This is a genomic window from Streptomyces daqingensis (genome assembly GCF_014645895.1).
Classification (GTDB): domain Bacteria; phylum Actinomycetota; class Actinomycetes; order Streptomycetales; family Streptomycetaceae; genus Streptomyces; species Streptomyces daqingensis.
The window spans coordinates 24,082-40,758 of sequence record NZ_BMMP01000026.1; the positions used below are offsets into that span (position 1 = coordinate 24,082).

Below are 16,677 nucleotides of genomic sequence, written 5' to 3' on the forward strand. Positions count from 1 at the left end.
GTGCCGCCCGGGTGGCCAAGTCGGGCGGAGGGAAGGGCTCTTCGGCATCCGCCTCGCAGCGTCCGCGTCTCCCCGGCCGGCAGCCGCGCCGTCCGGAACCGCGCCGTCGGGGCCTCCCGGCGCTCACCGACAAGGCGAGGCGGGCCTGGGACCGTCCGCTCACGGCCTACTACCTCGTCCTCGGCGGCAGTCTCCTGCTCACCGTGCTCGGACTCGTGATGGTCTTCTCGGCGTCACAGATCGAGGCGCTGCAGTCCGGCCTGCCCTCGACGTATTTCTTCCGCAAGCAGCTGATCGCGGCCGTCCTGGGCGCCGTTCTGCTGCTCGTCGCCGCCCGCATGCCGCTGAGACTGCACCGGGCGCTGGCGTACCCGCTGCTGGCCGTCTCCGTCGTGCTCATGTGCATGGTGCAAGTTCCCGGCATGGGGCACGAGGTGAACGGCAACCAGAACTGGATCTACCTGGGCGGCCCGTTCCAGCTCCAGCCGAGCGAGTTCGCCAAGCTCGCGCTCGTGCTCTGGGGCGCGGACCTCCTGGCGCGCAAGCGGTCGCGTCGGCTGCTCACCCAGTGGAAGCACATGCTCGTACCGCTCGTCCCGGTAGCGCTGCTGCTCCTCGGACTCATCATGCTCGGCGGCGACATGGGCACCGCGATCATTCTCACAACGATCCTGTTCGGACTGCTCTGGCTCGCCGGAGCGCCCACCCGGCTCTTCACAGGCGTCCTCGCGGGGGCGCTCGCCGTAGGGGCGTTCCTCATCATGAGCAGCCCCAACCGGATGGCACGGCTCGCGTGCATCGGCGCCACCGACCCGGGCCCCGACGACCAGTGCTGGCAGGCGGTGCACGGAATTTACGCGCTAGCGTCCGGCGGCTGGTTCGGTTCGGGACTGGGCGCCAGTGTGGAAAAATGGGGTCAACTCCCTGAACCGCACACCGATTTCATCTTCGCCGTGACCGGTGAGGAACTCGGGCTGGCGGGGACGCTGTCGGTGCTCGCTCTCTTCGCGGCTCTAGGCTATGCGGGTATCCGCGTGGCCGGACGCACGGAGGAGCCCTTCGTGAGGTATGCCGCGGGAGGCGTGACCACCTGGATCACGGCGCAGGCCGTGGTCAACATCGGTGCGGTGCTCGGTCTGCTGCCGATCGCCGGTGTCCCGCTCCCGCTGTTCTCCTACGGAGGGTCCGCCCTGCTGCCGACGATGTTCGCCATCGGGCTGCTGATCGCATTCGCGCGAAGCGACCCCGCTGCGAGGGCGGCACTGGCCATGCGGCAACCTGCTCTGCTGCAGCGCCTGCAGAGAAGGCTGGCAGGGGTGAGATCGAAACGATGAGACGGCGCCCGGTTCGGCGGCCGTCCGGAGAGCGGTGAATGAGAGTGCACGTCGTACTCGCCGGCGGTGGCACCGCCGGCCACATCGAGCCCGCGCTCGCCCTGGCGGACGCTCTGCGCCGGCAGGATCCGACGGTGGGCGTCACTGCCCTGGGCACGGAACGCGGACTTGAGACCCGCCTCGTCCCCGAGCGCGGCTACCACCTGGAACTCATCCCGGCCGTACCGCTCCCGCGGAAACCCACGCCCGAACTGATCACCGTCCCGGGGCGGCTGCGCGGCACCATCAAGGCCGCCGAGCAGATCCTCGAGAGCACCAAGGCGGACTGCGTCGCCGGCTTCGGCGGATACGTGGCGCTTCCCGCGTACCTGGCGGCGAAGCGGCTCGGGGTGCCGATCGTCGTGCACGAGGCCAACGCGCGTCCCGGCCTGGCGAACAAGATCGGTTCGCGCTACACGCGCCACGTGGCCGTCTCCACCCCGGACAGCAAGCTCCGCAACGCCCGGTACGTCGGCATCCCGCTGCGCCGCGCCATCGCCACGCTCGACCGCGCCGGGAAGCGGCCGGAGGCCCGTGCCGCGTTCGGGCTGGACGCCAATCTGCCGACGCTTCTCGTCACGGGCGGCTCGCAGGGCGCCCGCCGCCTCAACGAGGTCGTGCAGCAGGCCGTTCCGCACCTTCAGCGCGCGGGGATCCAGGTCCTGCACGCCGTCGGACCCAAGAACGAATTGCCGCAGCCGGACAACATGCCCGGAATGCCGCCGTACGTCCCGGTACCGTATGTGGACCGGATGGATCTCGCGTACGCCGCAGCGGACATGATGCTCTGCCGCGCCGGGGCGATGACCGTCGCGGAGCTGTCGGCCGTGGGGCTGCCGGCCGCCTACGTACCGCTGCCGATCGGCAACGGCGAACAGCGGCTGAACGCGCAGCCCCTCGTCAAGGCGGGTGGCGGACTCCTCGTGGACGACGCCGAGGTGTCGCCGGACTGGATCCTGAGCAACGTGCTCCCGGTCCTCTCCGACCCGCACCGTCTGCACGCCATGGCCCGCGCCGCGGCGGAGTTCGGCCGTCCGGACGCCGACGAGCTTCTCGTCGGAATGGTGTACGAGGCGATCGCGGCACGCCGAGGGGCGTGAGAGAAGGCAGGCAAGCGTGGCCGGACCGACGGGGCGGACGACCGAGAGCGCCGAGCGGCGCGGCAGGACGCCGCAGACCCGCCCCCGGGCCGGCTCCGGCCCGCACCAGCCCGCGGGGCGGGAGCGAAAGCCCGGCCTCCGGCTGCGACTTCCGGGCCGCGTCCTGCTGCTCGCGCTCGCACTGACGTTCCTTCTGGGCGGCTTCGGTACGTGGGCGCTGTACGGCTCGAACTGGGCGACCGTCGAGCGGGTGTCGGTCAGCGGGACCGAGGTGCTGACGGAGGAACAGGTCCGCGCCGCCGCCCGTATTCCGCTTGGGGCCCCGCTGCTCTCGGTGGACCGGGCGGCGGCGGAACGCCGTCTGCGTGGGGCCCTTCCGCGGGTCGACAGCGTCGACGTCGTACGGGCATGGCCCCATGGAATCGGCGTGAAGGTGACGGAACGGAAGCCGGAGTTGGCCATGAAGGAGGACGGGAATTTCGTCGAAGTGGACGACGAAGGCGTGCGTTTCGCCGTTGTTCCCAAGCAGCCGAAGGGCGTTCCGCTTCTGGTGATGGAAGTACAGCGCTCCGCGGGGCTCCGCCACTTCGGCAGTGAACGCCTGCGCCGCGAAGCCGTCTCAGTCGCCGGATCGCTCCCGAAATCCGTGGCGCGTGACACCCGGACCGTCCGCGTTCGTTCCTACGACTCCATCACACTGGAGTTGACGCAGGGTCGTACGGTGCTGTGGGGGAGCGGCGAACAGAGGGCTGCGAAGGCCAAGTCACTGACCGCGCTGATGAAAGCGGCCAAAGACGCCAGGCACTTCGACGTGAGTGTGCCCAGCGCCCCTGCGGCGTCTGGGAGTTGACGGACGTCAGTGCAGGCCAGCACCCTGGATGACGACGGCGGACCCTGATCACATAGGGTGAAAAGAAAAACGGGAGGTTCGGCGTGTTCGTTGAACACCCACCACTTGTCGACTTAGTGTCCGTTCCCAAGACTCCAAGGAAGACGGACACTGGTAACCCTAAACTTCGCGCTTGGGGTTCGGGTCGATGTGGACCGCCCTACAGGGATACGTAACTCGAGGCGAGAGGCCTTCGACGTGGCAGCACCGCAGAACTACCTCGCAGTCATCAAGGTCGTCGGGATTGGCGGCGGTGGCGTGAACGCCATCAACCGGATGATCGAGGTCGGTCTCAAGGGCGTCGAGTTCATCGCGATCAACACAGATGCGCAGGCCCTGTTGATGAGCGATGCCGATGTCAAGCTCGACGTGGGCCGCGAACTGACGCGCGGTTTGGGAGCGGGCGCCAACCCCGACGTCGGCCGCAAGGCGGCCGAGGACCACCGCGAGGAGATCGAGGAGGTCCTCAAGGGGGCCGACATGGTCTTCGTGACCGCGGGCGAAGGAGGCGGCACCGGCACCGGCGGCGCCCCCGTCGTCGCGAACATCGCGCGTTCCCTCGGCGCGCTGACGATCGGCGTCGTCACCCGGCCCTTCACGTTCGAGGGCCGCCGCCGCGCCAACCAGGCCGAGGACGGCATCGCGGGTCTGCGCGACGAGGTCGACACTCTGATCGTCATCCCCAACGACCGCCTGCTGTCCATCTCGGACCGCCAGGTGAGCGTGCTGGACGCGTTCAAGTCCGCGGACCAGGTGCTGCTCTCCGGCGTCCAGGGCATCACGGACCTCATCACGACGCCCGGTCTGATCAACCTCGACTTCGCCGACGTCAAGTCCGTGATGTCCGAGGCGGGATCTGCGCTCATGGGCATCGGCTCGGCCCGCGGGGACGACCGCGCGGTGGCCGCGGCGGAGATGGCCATCTCCTCCCCGCTGCTGGAGGCCTCCATCGACGGCGCGAGAGGTGTGCTGCTGTCCATCTCGGGTGGTTCGGACCTCGGTCTGTTCGAGATCAACGAGGCCGCACAGCTCGTCAGCGAGGCCGCGCACCCCGAAGCCAACATCATCTTCGGCGCCGTCATCGACGACGCCCTCGGCGACGAGGTGCGCGTCACCGTCATCGCCGCCGGTTTCGACGGGGGTCAGCCGCCGTCGAGGAACCGTGAGAAGGCCCTCGGCTCGCACACGCCGAAGGACGACTCCGGCCCGTCCACCAGCTCCTTCGGTGCGGATTCGGACGGTGAGCGGCCCTCCTTCGGCGGCCTGGGCACGGTCACGCCGCGCGAGAGCGACCCGGCTCCCGTGGGCGAGTCCTCCGCTTCCGGACGTGACTCGCTGCCTCCGACCGTCCCGCCGGCCCGTCCGTACACGGACAGTCAGGCCGAGGAGCTGGATGTGCCGGACTTCTTGAAGTGATAAACGAGCACCACTCGACGAGCGGCGCGCATTTCGCCTTCACCGACCGGTGGGGCGGGGTGAGCGCCGCTCCGTATGAGTCACTCAATCTGGGCGGCAAGGTCGGTGACGACGCCGCGCACGTCAGCACCAACAGGGCGAGGGCCGCGGCCGCGTTGGGCCTGAAGCCGTCGAACGTCGTCTGGATGAACCAGGTGCACGGGCGCGATGTCGCCCTCGTCCACCAGCCGTTCGGGGACGAAGCGCCACCGCTCGACGGCGTCGTCACGATGCGCCCCATGCTCGCTCTCGCCGTCCTCACCGCGGACTGCACGCCCGTCCTGCTCGCGGACCCCGTCGCGCGGGTGGCGGGCGCCGCGCACGCCGGACGGCCGGGACTGGTTGCCGGAGTCGTGCCCGCACTCGTCGAGGCGATGAAGGCGCGAGGTGCCGTTCCCGAGCGGTTCGTCGCCCGTACCGGGCCTGCCGTGTGCGGGAGTTGCTACGAGGTGCCGGAGGAGATGAGGTCTCAGGTCGCCTCGGTCGTTCCGGAAGCGGCGGCGCGTACGAGCTGGGGCACCCCCTCGGTCGACGTGGCGGCCGGAGTGCGGGCTCAGCTCGCGGCGCTGGGTGTCACAACTCTGGAACAGTCCTCTGTTTGCACCATGGAGTCGGATGATCACTTCTCGTACCGGCGCGAGAAGGTCACCGGCCGGCTCGCGAGTTACGTGTGGCTGGAGGCGAACTGAACTGTGACGGACCTCACTGCTCGCAAGGCCCAACTCGCAGAGAACCTCGCCCGGGTGGAGGAGCGCATCGAGGGCGCTTGTAGCGCGGCGGGGCGCAGGCGGGAAGATGTGACCCTGATCGTCGTCACCAAGACCTACCCGGCGGAGGACGTCCGTCTGCTGTCCGGACTGGGCGTGCGGGACGTCGCCGAGAACCGCGACCAGGACGCGGCGCCCAAGGCGGCGGCCTGTGCGGACGCCCCGCTGACCTGGCACTTCGTGGGTCAGCTGCAGACCAACAAGGCGCGTTCCGTGGCGGGTTACGCGGACGTCGTGCACTCCGTCGACAGGGTTCGCCTCGTCACGGCTCTCGGCAACGCCGCGGCGGGCCGGGACCGCCACCTGGACTGCCTCGTCCAGGTGGCACTTGACGCGGAATCAGGCGGCCCCGGCGGGAGGGGCGGAGCGGCCCCGGGAGCGGTCGACGAGATCGCCGACGCCGTGGCAGCGGCCCAAGGGCTGCGCCTGGCAGGCCTGATGACCGTCGCGCCGCTGTCGGGAGAGTACGCGGGACGCCCCGCCGCCGCCTTCGAACGGCTGCGGGAAATCTCAACTGACCTGCGGACGAGGCATCCTGCTGCAACCATGGTGTCAGCAGGGATGAGTGCGGATCTCGAAGAGGCAGTGGCCGCCGGGGCGACACATGTGCGCGTCGGCAGTGCGGTACTCGGAGAGCGCCCGCGGCTCGGGTAACGTCGCCAAGAGTCGGACCACAGTAGAAAATATGGTCATTTCGGGTTGGGAAACGACAGGCGGATGGGCCCGAGTATTTCCACGTCGCCGGTGACGGGCCGAGAGGCCTTCCCGCCGGGGGCAGGGGACCCACCACAGAGCGGAGGACGCAGAGAATGGCCGGCGCTATGCGCAAGATGGCGGTCTACCTCGGCCTCGTGGAGGACGATGGGTACGACGGCCCGGGGTTCGACCCCGACGACGAGTTCGAGCCCGAACCGGAGCCCGAGCGGGACCGGCGGAGGCACGAGCCGCTGCAGTCCCACGACTCCCTGCAGAAGGACGAACCGGCGGAACCGGTGCGTGTCATGCACCCTCCCGCCCAGCGGGAGAGGGAGCAGCCTTCGCCCCCGGCGGTCATCGAAAGTGGACGATCCGGGAGAATTGCCCCCGTGTCATCCATCACACCTGAACGCCAGAGTCTGGAGAAGAGCGCCCCGGTGATCATGCCCAAAGTCGTGTCCGAGCGGGAGCCCTACCGGATCACCACGTTGCACCCCCGGACCTACAACGAGGCCCGTACCATCGGGGAACACTTCCGCGAAGGCACCCCCGTGATCATGAACTTGACCGAGATGGACGACACCGACGCGAAGCGACTTGTCGACTTTGCGGCCGGTCTCGTCTTCGGTCTTCACGGGAGTATTGAAAGAGTGACGCAGAAGGTCTTCCTGCTGTCTCCTGCTAACGTCGATGTCACGGCGGAGGACAAGGCCCGCATCGCAGAGGGCGGGTTCTTCAACCAGAGCTGAAGACGCACGGATCAAGGAACGGGCCGTAAGGTCGCACGAGAGCGCCCACGCGGCGAGGGGAGAGGGAAGCGCAGTGAGTACCGCACTCGAGGTGGTCCAAGTCGCGCTGTACTGCTTCCTGCTCGTGTTGATCTTCCGGCTGGTGATGGACTACGTCTTCCAGTTCGCCCGCTCATGGCAGCCCGGCAAGGCGATGGTGGTCGTTCTAGAGGCGACCTACACTGTCACTGATCCGCCACTCAAGCTTCTGCGGCGGTTCATCCCGCCGTTGCGCTTCGGGGGCGTGGCGCTCGACCTGTCCTTCTTCGTACTAATGATCATCGTCTACATCCTGATCAACGTCGTGGCCAGGCTGTGAACGATCGGAATGGTCTTGCCGAGATGCCGACGACTTACGTTGAGGTGAAGAGATGCCACTGACCCCCGAGGACGTGCGGAACAAGCAGTTCACGACCGTCCGCCTCCGAGAAGGCTATGACGAGGACGAGGTCGATGCCTTCCTCGATGAGGTCGAAGCGGAGCTGACCCGCCTGCTGCGGGAGAACGAGGACCTGCGCGCCAAGCTGGCCGCGGCGACTCGTGCTGCTGCGCAGAGCCAGCAGCAGGGCGGTATGCGAAAGCCCGAGCCGCAGGACCGCCAAGGCGGAGGTCCTGTGCCCGCTGCCATATCAGGTCCGGTTCCCCCTGGTCAGCACGGCGGCCCCGGCCCGCACGGCCCGGGTCACGGCCACCCGCAGCAGGGTGGCCCCGGCGGTCCCGGTGGCCCGGGTGGTCCCGGTGGCCCCGGCGGCCCGATGGGTGGTCCGCCTCAGCTGCCGGGCGGCCAGCCGGCGCTTCCCGCTGGTCCTGGCGGCCCGATGGGCCCGGGCGGTCCGCAGGGCGGTCCGGGTGGACCTGGCGGTCCCATGGGCCCCGGTGGTCCCCAGATGCCAGGTGGCGGCCAGAACAACGACAGCGCGGCACGCGTGCTGTCCCTTGCGCAGCAGACAGCCGACCAGGCGATCGCGGAGGCCCGTTCCGAGGCCAACAAGATCGTCGGCGAGGCCCGCAGCCGTGCGGAGGGCCTGGAGCGGGACGCCCGCGCCAAGGCGGACGCACTGGAGCGGGACGCCCAGGAGAAGCACCGCGTCGCGATGGGCTCGCTGGAGTCCGCTCGTGCGACCCTGGAGCGTAAGGTCGAGGACCTGCGGGGCTTCGAGCGCGAGTACCGCACGCGCCTGAAGTCCTACCTGGAGAGCCAGCTGCGTCAGCTGGAGAACCAGGCGGACGACTCGCTCGCGCCGCCGCGGACTCCGGCGACGGCCTCGCTGCCTCCGTCCCCGTCGATGGCGCCTGCGGGCGCACCCGCCGGTGTGGGCACGATGGGCGGTCACCAGTCGATGGGCGGCAACGGCCACAGCATGGGCGGTCCCGGACAGGGCGGCCCGAGCTATGGCGGCGGTCAGCAGCAGATGTCCCCGGCCATGACGCAGCCGATGGCTCCGGTCCGTCCGCAGGGCGGCCCGCAGCCGCAGCAGGCGCCGTCGCCGATGCGCGGCTTCCTCATCGACGAGGACGACAACTGACGGTCTGACGGCCGCAGTCGCCACGACGTCACAGGGCCGGGCCTGGAAGTCTCCACTTCCGGGCCCGGCCCTGTTGCCGTGCCTTGCCGGGGCGCGGGGACCGGGTGGCGCTGCGGTGGACCGCCGAGGCGTCCGCTCCGCGGGTCCCAGCCGCCGCCCCGGCCGCGCGAGGCGCACAGGCGTTTCCTGCGAGCCAGGGGGGGCGCCGCCTCCCTCGTAGGGGGAGCGGTCCGCGTGCCACCGGGAGCCGTGGGGGCACCCTTCGTTCCGGGCGCCCCCACGTGGCTCAGCAGCGGTGGCGGACGGTCACGACTTGCGGAGGCGGAAGGTGAGCGCCAGCGCCTCGTCCTCGAAGGGCGGGCCGAAGGCAGGGTCCGCTGCCTCAGGCTCCCCGGGCGTGAAGTCCGCCGCGAGGACCTCCTCCGAGATCAGCCCGGAATGGTCGATCAGCGCCTGCTCGACTTCCTCGTCCGAGGTGGACCAGACGAGCGCGATGCGGTCCGCGACGTCGAGCCCCGAGTTCTTGCGGGCCTCCTGGATGAGACGGATCGCGTCCCGTGCGAGGCCCGCACGGCGCAGCTCGGGTGTGATCTCCAGGTCCAGGGCGACCGTCGCGCCCGAGTCGGACGCCACCGACCAGCCCTCACGCGGGGTCTCGGTGATGATCACTTCCTCGGGCGAGAGGGAGATCTGCTCGCCGTCCACCTCGACCGACGCGGTGCCCTCGCGCAGAGCTGCCGAAAGGGCGGCGGCGTCGGCGTCGGCGATCGCTTTGGCGACCTCCTGGGTGCGCTTGCCGAAGCGCCGGCCCAGCGCGCGGAAGTTGCCCTTGGCGGTCGTGTCGACGAGTGAGCCGCCGACCTCCGAAAGGCTCGCCAGCTGGCTGACGTTGAGCTCCTCGGTGATCTGGTTCCGCAGGTCGGGGGAGAGCGTCTCGAAGCCGTGCGCGGCCACCAGGGCGCGTGAGAGCGGCTGACGGGTCTTCACGCTGGACTCGGCACGCGTCGCACGGCCCAGCTCGACCAGTCGCCGTACCAGAAGCATGTCCTGGGACAGCTCCGGATCCACCCTGCTCAGGTCCGCCTCCGGCCAGTTGGCGAGGTGGACCGAGTCGGGGGCGCCGGGGGTGACGGGCACGATCAGGTCCTGCCACACGCGCTCCGTGACGAACGGGACGATGGGCGCCATCAGGCGCGTCACCGTCTCCAGGGTGTCGTGGAGGGTGCGCATGGCGCCGGCGTCGCCCTGCCAGAAGCGCCTGCGGGAGCGCCGGACGTACCAGTTGGACAGGTCGTCGACGAAGGTGGACAGCAGCTTCCCGGCACGCTGGGTGTCGTATCCCTCCATCGCCATCGTCACCTGGTCCACCAGCGCGTGCAGCTCGCTGAGCAGCCAGCGGTCGAGCAGCGGGCGGTGCTCCGGCGCGGGGTCCGATTCGGACGGCGACCAGCCGGACGTCCGGGCGTACAGGGCCTGGAACGCGACGGTGTTCCAGTACGTCAGCAGCGTCTTGCGCACGACCTCCTGGATGGTGCCGTGGCCGACGCGCCGCGCCGCCCAGGGCGAGCCTCCGGCGGCCATGAACCAGCGCACGGCGTCCGCGCCGTGCTGGTCCATCAGCGGGATCGGCTCGAGGATGTTGCCCAGGTGCTTGGACATCTTCCGGCCGTCCTCGGCGAGGATGTGGCCGAGGCAGACGACGTTCTCGTACGAGGACTTCTCGAAGACGAGCGTGCCGACGGCCATGAGCGTGTAGAACCAGCCGCGGGTCTGGTCGATCGCCTCCGAGATGAACTGCGCCGGGTAGCGCTTCTCGAAGATCTCCTTGTTCTTGTACGGGTATCCCCACTGGGCGAAGGGCATCGAGCCCGAGTCGTACCAGGCGTCGATGACTTCGGGCACGCGCGTCGCTTCCAGCGAGCAGTCCGCAGCGGGGCAGGCGAAGGCGACCTCGTCGATGTAGGGCCGGTGAGGGTCCAGTCCGGACTGGTCGCGGCCGGTCAGCCGCGTCAGCTCCGCGAGGGAGCCGACACACGTCAAGTGCCCTTCCTCGCAGCGCCAGATGGGCAGCGGCGTGCCCCAGTAGCGGTTGCGGCTGAGGGCCCAGTCGATGTTGTTGTCCAGCCAGTCGCCGAAGCGGCCGTGCTTGACCGATTCGGGGTACCAGTTCGTGCGCTCGTTCTCCTGGAGCAGCGCGTCCTTGATCTGCGTGGTGCGGATGTACCACGAGGGCTGCGCGTAGTAGAGCAGCGCGGTGTGGCACCGCCAGCAGTGCGGATAGCTGTGCTCGTACGGCACGTGACGCAGCAGCAGGTTGCGCGCGTCGAGGTCGGCGACCAGCGCCTCGTCGGCCTTCTTGAAGAACTGCCCGCCCACCATGTGCAGGCCTTCTTCGAAGGTGCCGTCCGCGCGGACGGGGTTGACCACAGGCAGCCCGTACGCGCGGCAGGTGCGCATGTCGTCCTCACCGAAGGCGGGCGACTGGTGGACGAGACCGGTGCCGTCCTCGGTCGTGACGTAGTCCGCGTTGACGACGTAGTGGGCGTTCTCCATCTGCACGAAGTTGAACGGCCGTTCGTAGCCCCAGCGCTCCATCTCGGCGCCGGTGAAGCGCTCCCGGGTCGCCTCCCAGCCCTCGCCGAGCGCCTTCTCCAGGAGCGGCTCGGCGACGACGAGCTTCTCCAGCCCGTTCGTGGCGACGATGTAGGTGACGTCGGGGTGTGCGGCGACGGCGGTGTTGGACACGAGCGTCCACGGCGTGGTCGTCCACACCAGCAGCGCTGCCTCGCCGGCGAGCGGACCGGACGTCAGCGGGAAGCGGACGTAGACCGACGGGTCGACGACCGTCTCGTAGCCCTGCGCCAGTTCGTGGTCGGACAGGCCGGTACCGCAGCGGGGGCACCAGGGCGCGACGCGGTGGTCCTGGACGAGCAGGCCCTTCTCGTGGATCTGCTTCAGCGACCACCAGACCGACTGGACGTACTCCGGGTCCATGGTCCGGTAGGCGTCGTCCATGTCGACCCAGTAGCCCATGCGCGTCGTCAGCTCGGCGAAGGCGTCGGTGTGCCGGGTGACGGACTCGCGGCAGCGCGCGTTGAACTCCGCGATGCCGTAGTTCTCGATGTCCTGCTTGCCGTTGAAGCCCAGTTCGCGCTCGACGGCCAGCTCGACGGGCAGGCCGTGGCAGTCCCAGCCTGCCTTGCGCGCTACGTGGTAGCCGCGCATGGTGCGGAAGCGGGGGAAGACGTCCTTGAAGACCCGCGCCTCGATGTGGTGGGCGCCGGGCATGCCGTTGGCGGTGGGCGGGCCCTCGTAGAAGACCCACTCGGGCCGCCCCTCGGACTGCTCGAGAGTGCGGGCGAAGACCTTGTTGTCCCGCCAGAAGTCGAGCACGGCGTGCTCGAGGGCGGGCAGGTCGACCTGGGCTGGCACCTGGCGGTACTGCGGCATCGGGACTTCCTCCGGCGGACTGTCATCTTCCGTCGGAGGGACGAGAGCGCCCGCCGAAACGGCGGCTGTCCCGCGGTACCACCCTCCTTGGCAGCGGACGGACCGCTGCCCCCTCATTGAGGTGCGCTGCCGGTTCTACTCGCACCGCCCGCGGTGCTTTCCTCCGGCGGCTCCGGGGTGATCTTCACGTCGCGCCGGCCCCCGGGCTCACACCGTCCCCGGGTCGCTCACGGCTGCTCACGGACGCTACTCGTCCCCTTCATCGCCTTTCGCTGCACCCAGTGTAAGGGCCTCCGAGGGCAGGGTCGGGCCGGTTTTCGCAGGGCCGGGCGGGGCACAACGGTTGCAGACCGGCGCGCCCCCGTTGTGGGGCACTCGCGGTCGATTTATCGTTCCGGTCACGTTTCGCGAGCAAGATCACAATATGTGAAGGGGCCGCGGCCATGGTGGCGAGAGGGTCTGCCGCGAGAAGCGCGGCAGCTGCGAAAAAGTCCACGCAGAAGGCTGCGACCACCGGCGGGGCCGCTCCCCGCAGATCCGCGTCGGAGAAGAAGGCAACGTCCTCCGGGCGCGGTGCGTCGAAGAAGGCGTCGAAGAAGGCGCAGCCGGCCGGGGAGGCGGCGGCGAAGGGGGAGACGCCTGCGAAGAGGGGTTCGGGGAAGAAGACAGCGACCGAGAGGCCCGCCGGGAAGACGGCCGCGGCGACCACGAAGAAGAAGGCCGCAGCGGGGAAGACAGCGAAGAAGACCACGAAGAAGGCGACGGCCGGCAGTACGGCGGCGACCCGGCGCGCCGCAGGGAAGACCACGGCGAAGAAGACGACAGGAGCCAAGACGGTGGCTGCGAAGAAGACTCCGGTGGCGAAGGCCGACAAGGTGCCCACAGCGCGCGCGGCGGGCGCCCCCGCCGAGGCGGAAGAGCTGGCCGTACGGGCCGGCGAGGAGCCCTGGACCCCGCAGGAGGTCGAGGAGGCCCGTGGTGAGCTGGCGAGCGAGGCCGAGCGTCTGAAGGAGGAGCTGGTCGCCTCCGGCGAGGCGCTGGACGGGCTCATGCGCGACTCCGGGGACGGCGCCGGGGACGACGACGCCGACACCGGCACGAAGAACATCACGCGGGAGCACGAGATGGCGCTCGCCGCCAACGCCCGCGAGATGCTCTACCAGACCGAGCGGGCCCTGGAACGTCTCGACGCGGGCACCTACGGGCTCTGCGAGAACTGCGGCAATCCGATCGGGAAGGCCCGCATGCAGGCCTTCCCCCGCGCGACGCTCTGCGTTGAGTGCAAGCAGCAGCAGGAACGCCGTTAGGGAGACTGGCAGGGCCGCCGGACGCCGGGGGAGCGGGCCACAGCGGGGGCCCATGTGTCGTACCCTCGTCGGGTGACAGAGGTGGAGCGGACTATCGGTACTCCTGACAAGACCACAGAAGAGCCCGCGGACGGCGCACCCGGAGACGGCGTGCAGAACGCGCCCCGGGGCGGCAGGCGCATCGGGGTGCTGGTCGTGGTCGCCGCCATCGCCTACGCGCTGGATCTGGTCACCAAGTTGATCGTGGTCGCCGAGCTGGAGCACCACGCCCCGATCCAGGTGATCGGCACGGTGCTGCAGCTCGACGTCGTACGCAACAAGGGCGCGGCTTTCGGTATCGGTGAGGCGCTGACGCTCGTGCTGACGGCAATCGCCGCGGTGGTGATCGTCGTCATCGCGCGCATCGCGCGCAGGCTCTACAGCACGCCGTGGGCGATCGCGCTCGGGATGCTGCTGGGCGGTGCCTTCGGGAACCTGACGGACCGTGTGTTCCGCTCGCCGGGCGTCTTCCAGGGCGCCGTCGTGGACTTCATCGCCCCCACGCACTTCGCGGTCTTCAACCTGGCCGACTCGGCGATCGTCTGCGGGGGCATCCTGATCGTGATCCTCTCTTTCCGCGGCCTCGACCCGGACGGGACGCTGCACAGGGACTGAGCGCGCCCCCGTCCTCCGCCGCGGTGGCGGTGGTGGCCGAGCGTCAAAGCAGGGTCAGAGGCACGAGCGGGCGTCCGGCATACTCGATCGGGTGAGCACCCTTCCCGAAACCCGGACCCTGCCCGTACCCGACGGTCTCGAGGGCGAGCGCGTGGACGCCGCCATAGCCCGGATGTTCGGGTTCTCCCGCACCAAGGCGGCCGAACTCGCTGCCGACGGCAAGGTGTTGCTGGACGGATCCGCTGCCGGGAAGTCGGACAGGGTGCACGGCGGTGCCTGGCTGGAGGTCGAGCTGCCCGCGCCGCCGGCGCCGGTCCAGGTCGTCGCGGAGCCGGTCGAGGGCATGGAGATCGTGCACGACGACACGGACATCGTCGTCATCGTCAAGCCGGTCGGTGTCGCCGCGCACCCCAGCCCGGGCTGGAGCGGGCCGACCGTGATCGGCGGGCTCGCCGCCGCCGGGTACTCCATCGCCACCTCGGGCGCGGCGGAGCGCCAGGGCATCGTGCACCGGCTGGACGTCGGCACGTCCGGGCTGATGGTCGTCGCGAAGTCGGAGCGGGCGTACACGCTGCTCAAGCAGCAGTTCCGCGAGCGCACCGTCGACAAGCGGTACCACGCGCTCGTGCAGGGGCATCCCGATCCGATGAGCGGGACGATCGACGCACCCGTCGGGCGTCATCCGCAACACGACTACAAGTGGGCCGTGACCGCGGACGGCAAGCCGTCCGTGACCCACTACGACCTGATCGAGGCGTTCCGCGCCGCGAGCCTCCTCGACATCAAGCTGGAGACCGGGCGCACGCACCAGATCCGCGTGCACATGTCGGCACACCGGCATCCCTGTGTGGGCGACATGACCTACGGCGCGGATCCGACGCTCGCCAAGCGGCTGCGGCTGGAGAGGCAGTGGCTGCACGCCGTCAGGCTGGGCTTCGAGCACCCGTCCGACGGCGGATGGGTCGAGTACGAGAGCACGTATCCGGAGGACCTGCAGCGTGCTCTGGACCGGGTGCGGGCGGAGAGTGCCTGACCGTGGACCAGCTCGCCCTTCTCTTCGCCCTGCTGCTCGGTGCCGTTCTCACCGTCCCGCTCGGTGACCGGATCGGGATTCCCTCGCCCGTCCTGATGACGCTGCTGGGCGGGGTGCTCGCCCTCCTGCCGTTCGTGCCGAACGTGGAGGTGCCGCCCGAGTTCATCCTGCCGCTGGTGCTGCCGCCGCTGCTGTACGCCGCGGTCTACCGGACGAGCTGGCGGCAGTTCGCCGCGAACAAGCGGCCCATCTTCCTGCTGGCGGTCGCGCTGGTGTTCGTCACCACCGCGGCCGTCGCGGCCGTCGCCCACACGCTCGTGCCCGGGCTGGGCATCGCCGGGGCGGTGGCGCTGGGCGCGCTCGTGGCGCCGCCGGACCCGATCGCGGCGACGACCGTGGCAGGTCAGCTCGGGCTCCCGCGGCGGCTGGTGTCGATCCTGGAGGGCGAGGGGCTTTTCAACGACGTCACCGCGATCACGCTCTACCACGTGGCGATCGCGGCCGCCGTGACCGGTACCTTCTCCGTCCCGGCCGCCGCGGGGGAGCTGGTGCTCTCCGCGCTCGTCGCCGTCCTGGTCGGGATCGCGCTGGGCTGGGCGACGAACAAGCTGGCGCTCTTCCTCGGGGACGCCACGCTCCAGACGGGTCTCTCGCTGCTGGTGCCGTTCGCCTCGTACGTGCTGGCCGAGGAGCTGAAGGGCTCGGGCGTCCTGGCGGTGCTGATGACCGCGCTCTACCTGTCGTCCGGGCGGGCGGTCGACGCGGACGACGTGCAGGGGCGGCTCGTCGGGCAGAGCTTCTGGTCGATCGTCGACACCTTGGTGACGGGCGTGGCCTTCGGGCTGATCGGCCTCGAACTGGCAGTGGTGGTGGGGCCCGTCAGCGGGCGCTGGAACGAGCTGCTCCCCGCCGCTCTCGCGGTGGTCGCCGCCGTCGTGGTCCTGCGTCTGGCGTGGCTGCTGCCCGCGTCGTGGCTGGCCAGGCGGCTGCACCACCGCAAGGACCTGGACGAGGACATCCCGCTCAACTGGCGTGAGACGACGGTCGTCTGGTGGGCGGGGATGCGCGGAGTGGCCTCCGTGGCGCTGGCGCTGGCCGTTCCGCTGCACGTGGAGGGAGGCAAGAGCTTCCCGGAGCGGGACGCGATCCTCTTCATCGCCTTCGCCGTGGTGCTGGCCACCCTCGTGCTGCAGGGGCTGACGCTGCCGTGGCTGGTCAGGAAGCTGCGCGTGCAGTCGGACAGCGCGCTCGAGCGGGAGCAGGAGCGGCGGCTCGCGATGCGCTGCGTGAAGGCGGCGCGGAAGCGGCTCAGGGAGATCGAGGAGGCCGAGGAGCTGCCGGAGGAGATATCCGAGGCCCTGCTGCGCCGTGCGTACGACGTCGGAGCGCGCATCTCACCGGAGATCGTGGACGAGGAGCGGCGGGAGACGCACGCCAAGCGGGCGACGCGGGTGAAGAAGATCCACAGGCTGAACGGGGAACTGCTGTCGGCGGCCCGGCACGAGATCATGGCGGCGCGCGGCGAGGCGGGCACCGACCCCGAGGTCTGCGACCGGGTGCTCCACCAGCTCGACCTGCGCAGCTACCGCGACTGAGGGCCGCTGAGGCCCCCATGGCCCGCGTGGTCCGGCCGGGGCGG

At 70.0% G+C, this 16,677-nt stretch carries 13 protein-coding genes and 1 pseudogene; 13 read left to right on the forward strand and 1 reads right to left on the reverse strand.

What is annotated here, in order from left to right:
* The first annotated feature begins 11 nt into the window (after nt 1-11).
* The 9 genes and pseudogenes from ftsW to IEY56_RS26710 all read left to right on the forward strand — a co-directional run bounded on the left by ftsW (nt 12) and on the right by IEY56_RS26710 (nt 8,594).
* Nucleotides 12-1,372: pseudogene (gene ftsW, locus IEY56_RS26670) on the forward strand (putative lipid II flippase FtsW).
* Nucleotides 1,373-1,378: 6 nt separating this feature from the next.
* Complete coding sequence (murG, locus tag IEY56_RS26675; protein ID WP_189039877.1) at nt 1,379-2,473, forward strand: undecaprenyldiphospho-muramoylpentapeptide beta-N-acetylglucosaminyltransferase; 1,095 nt, start codon at nt 1,379-1,381, stop codon at nt 2,471-2,473.
* 16 nt (nt 2,474-2,489) lie between these two features.
* Entirely contained in the window at nt 2,490-3,323 is an 834-nt protein-coding gene (locus tag IEY56_RS26680) for a cell division protein FtsQ/DivIB (RefSeq protein ID WP_189039843.1), read from the forward strand.
* A 237-nt stretch (nt 3,324-3,560) separates the two neighbouring features.
* Nucleotides 3,561-4,778 (forward strand): cell division protein FtsZ, encoded by a 1,218-nt coding sequence (gene ftsZ / locus IEY56_RS26685; RefSeq protein ID WP_189039844.1) that lies wholly within the window; start codon nt 3,561-3,563, stop codon nt 4,776-4,778.
* Complete coding sequence (gene pgeF / locus IEY56_RS26690; protein WP_189039845.1) at nt 4,775-5,506, forward strand: peptidoglycan editing factor PgeF; 732 nt, start codon at nt 4,775-4,777, stop codon at nt 5,504-5,506. The genes ftsZ and pgeF overlap by 4 nt, the downstream gene beginning before the upstream one ends.
* 3 nt (nt 5,507-5,509) lie before the next feature.
* The gene (locus IEY56_RS26695) at nt 5,510-6,238 is read left to right on the forward strand and encodes a YggS family pyridoxal phosphate-dependent enzyme (protein ID WP_189039846.1); all 729 of its coding nucleotides are present in this window, start codon (nt 5,510-5,512) and stop codon (nt 6,236-6,238) included.
* A gap of 155 nt (nt 6,239-6,393) precedes the next feature.
* Entirely contained in the window at nt 6,394-7,029 is a 636-nt protein-coding gene (locus IEY56_RS26700) for a cell division protein SepF (protein WP_189039847.1), read from the forward strand.
* A 73-nt stretch (nt 7,030-7,102) separates the two neighbouring features.
* Complete coding sequence (locus IEY56_RS26705) at nt 7,103-7,387, forward strand: YggT family protein (protein WP_028435711.1); 285 nt, start codon at nt 7,103-7,105, stop codon at nt 7,385-7,387.
* Between the two features lie 52 nt (nt 7,388-7,439).
* The gene (locus tag IEY56_RS26710; RefSeq protein WP_189039848.1) at nt 7,440-8,594 is read left to right on the forward strand and encodes a DivIVA domain-containing protein; all 1,155 of its coding nucleotides are present in this window, start codon (nt 7,440-7,442) and stop codon (nt 8,592-8,594) included.
* A gap of 306 nt (nt 8,595-8,900) precedes the next feature.
* Here IEY56_RS26710 and ileS read toward each other — a convergent pair whose 3' ends face one another.
* Nucleotides 8,901-12,044: an isoleucine--tRNA ligase gene (ileS, locus tag IEY56_RS26715; protein ID WP_189039849.1), complete on the reverse strand. Its 3,144-nt coding sequence runs from the start codon at nt 12,042-12,044 to the stop codon at nt 8,901-8,903.
* Between the two features lie 443 nt (nt 12,045-12,487).
* On the opposite strand from ileS, the gene IEY56_RS26720 reads away from it, so the two are divergent.
* The 4 genes from IEY56_RS26720 (at nt 12,488) to IEY56_RS26735 (ending at nt 16,633) form a co-directional block, all read left to right on the forward strand.
* The gene (locus IEY56_RS26720) at nt 12,488-13,351 is read left to right on the forward strand and encodes a TraR/DksA family transcriptional regulator (protein ID WP_189039850.1); all 864 of its coding nucleotides are present in this window, start codon (nt 12,488-12,490) and stop codon (nt 13,349-13,351) included.
* Nucleotides 13,352-13,423: 72 nt separating this feature from the next.
* Nucleotides 13,424-14,005: a signal peptidase II gene (lspA, locus tag IEY56_RS26725; RefSeq protein WP_189039851.1), complete on the forward strand. Its 582-nt coding sequence runs from the start codon at nt 13,424-13,426 to the stop codon at nt 14,003-14,005.
* 91 nt (nt 14,006-14,096) lie between these two features.
* A complete protein-coding gene (locus IEY56_RS26730; protein ID WP_189039852.1) occupies nt 14,097-15,038 on the forward strand; it encodes an RluA family pseudouridine synthase in 942 nt (313 codons plus the stop codon).
* Between the two features lie 2 nt (nt 15,039-15,040).
* The gene (locus tag IEY56_RS26735) at nt 15,041-16,633 is read left to right on the forward strand and encodes a Na+/H+ antiporter (RefSeq protein ID WP_189039853.1); all 1,593 of its coding nucleotides are present in this window, start codon (nt 15,041-15,043) and stop codon (nt 16,631-16,633) included.
* Nucleotides 16,634-16,677 lie beyond the last annotated feature (44 nt).

Coding starts and splice junctions, on each gene's coding strand:
- IEY56_RS26700 (WP_189039847.1), top strand. CDS start 6,394: ATGGCCGGCGCTATGCGCAAGATGGCGGTCTACCTCGGCCTCGTGGAG.
- IEY56_RS26710 (WP_189039848.1), top strand. CDS start 7,440: ATGCCACTGACCCCCGAGGACGTGCGGAACAAGCAGTTCACGACCGTC.
- ileS (WP_189039849.1), bottom strand. CDS start 12,044: ATGCCGCAGTACCGCCAGGTGCCAGCCCAGGTCGACCTGCCCGCCCTC.
- IEY56_RS26720 (WP_189039850.1), top strand. CDS start 12,488: ATGGTGGCGAGAGGGTCTGCCGCGAGAAGCGCGGCAGCTGCGAAAAAG.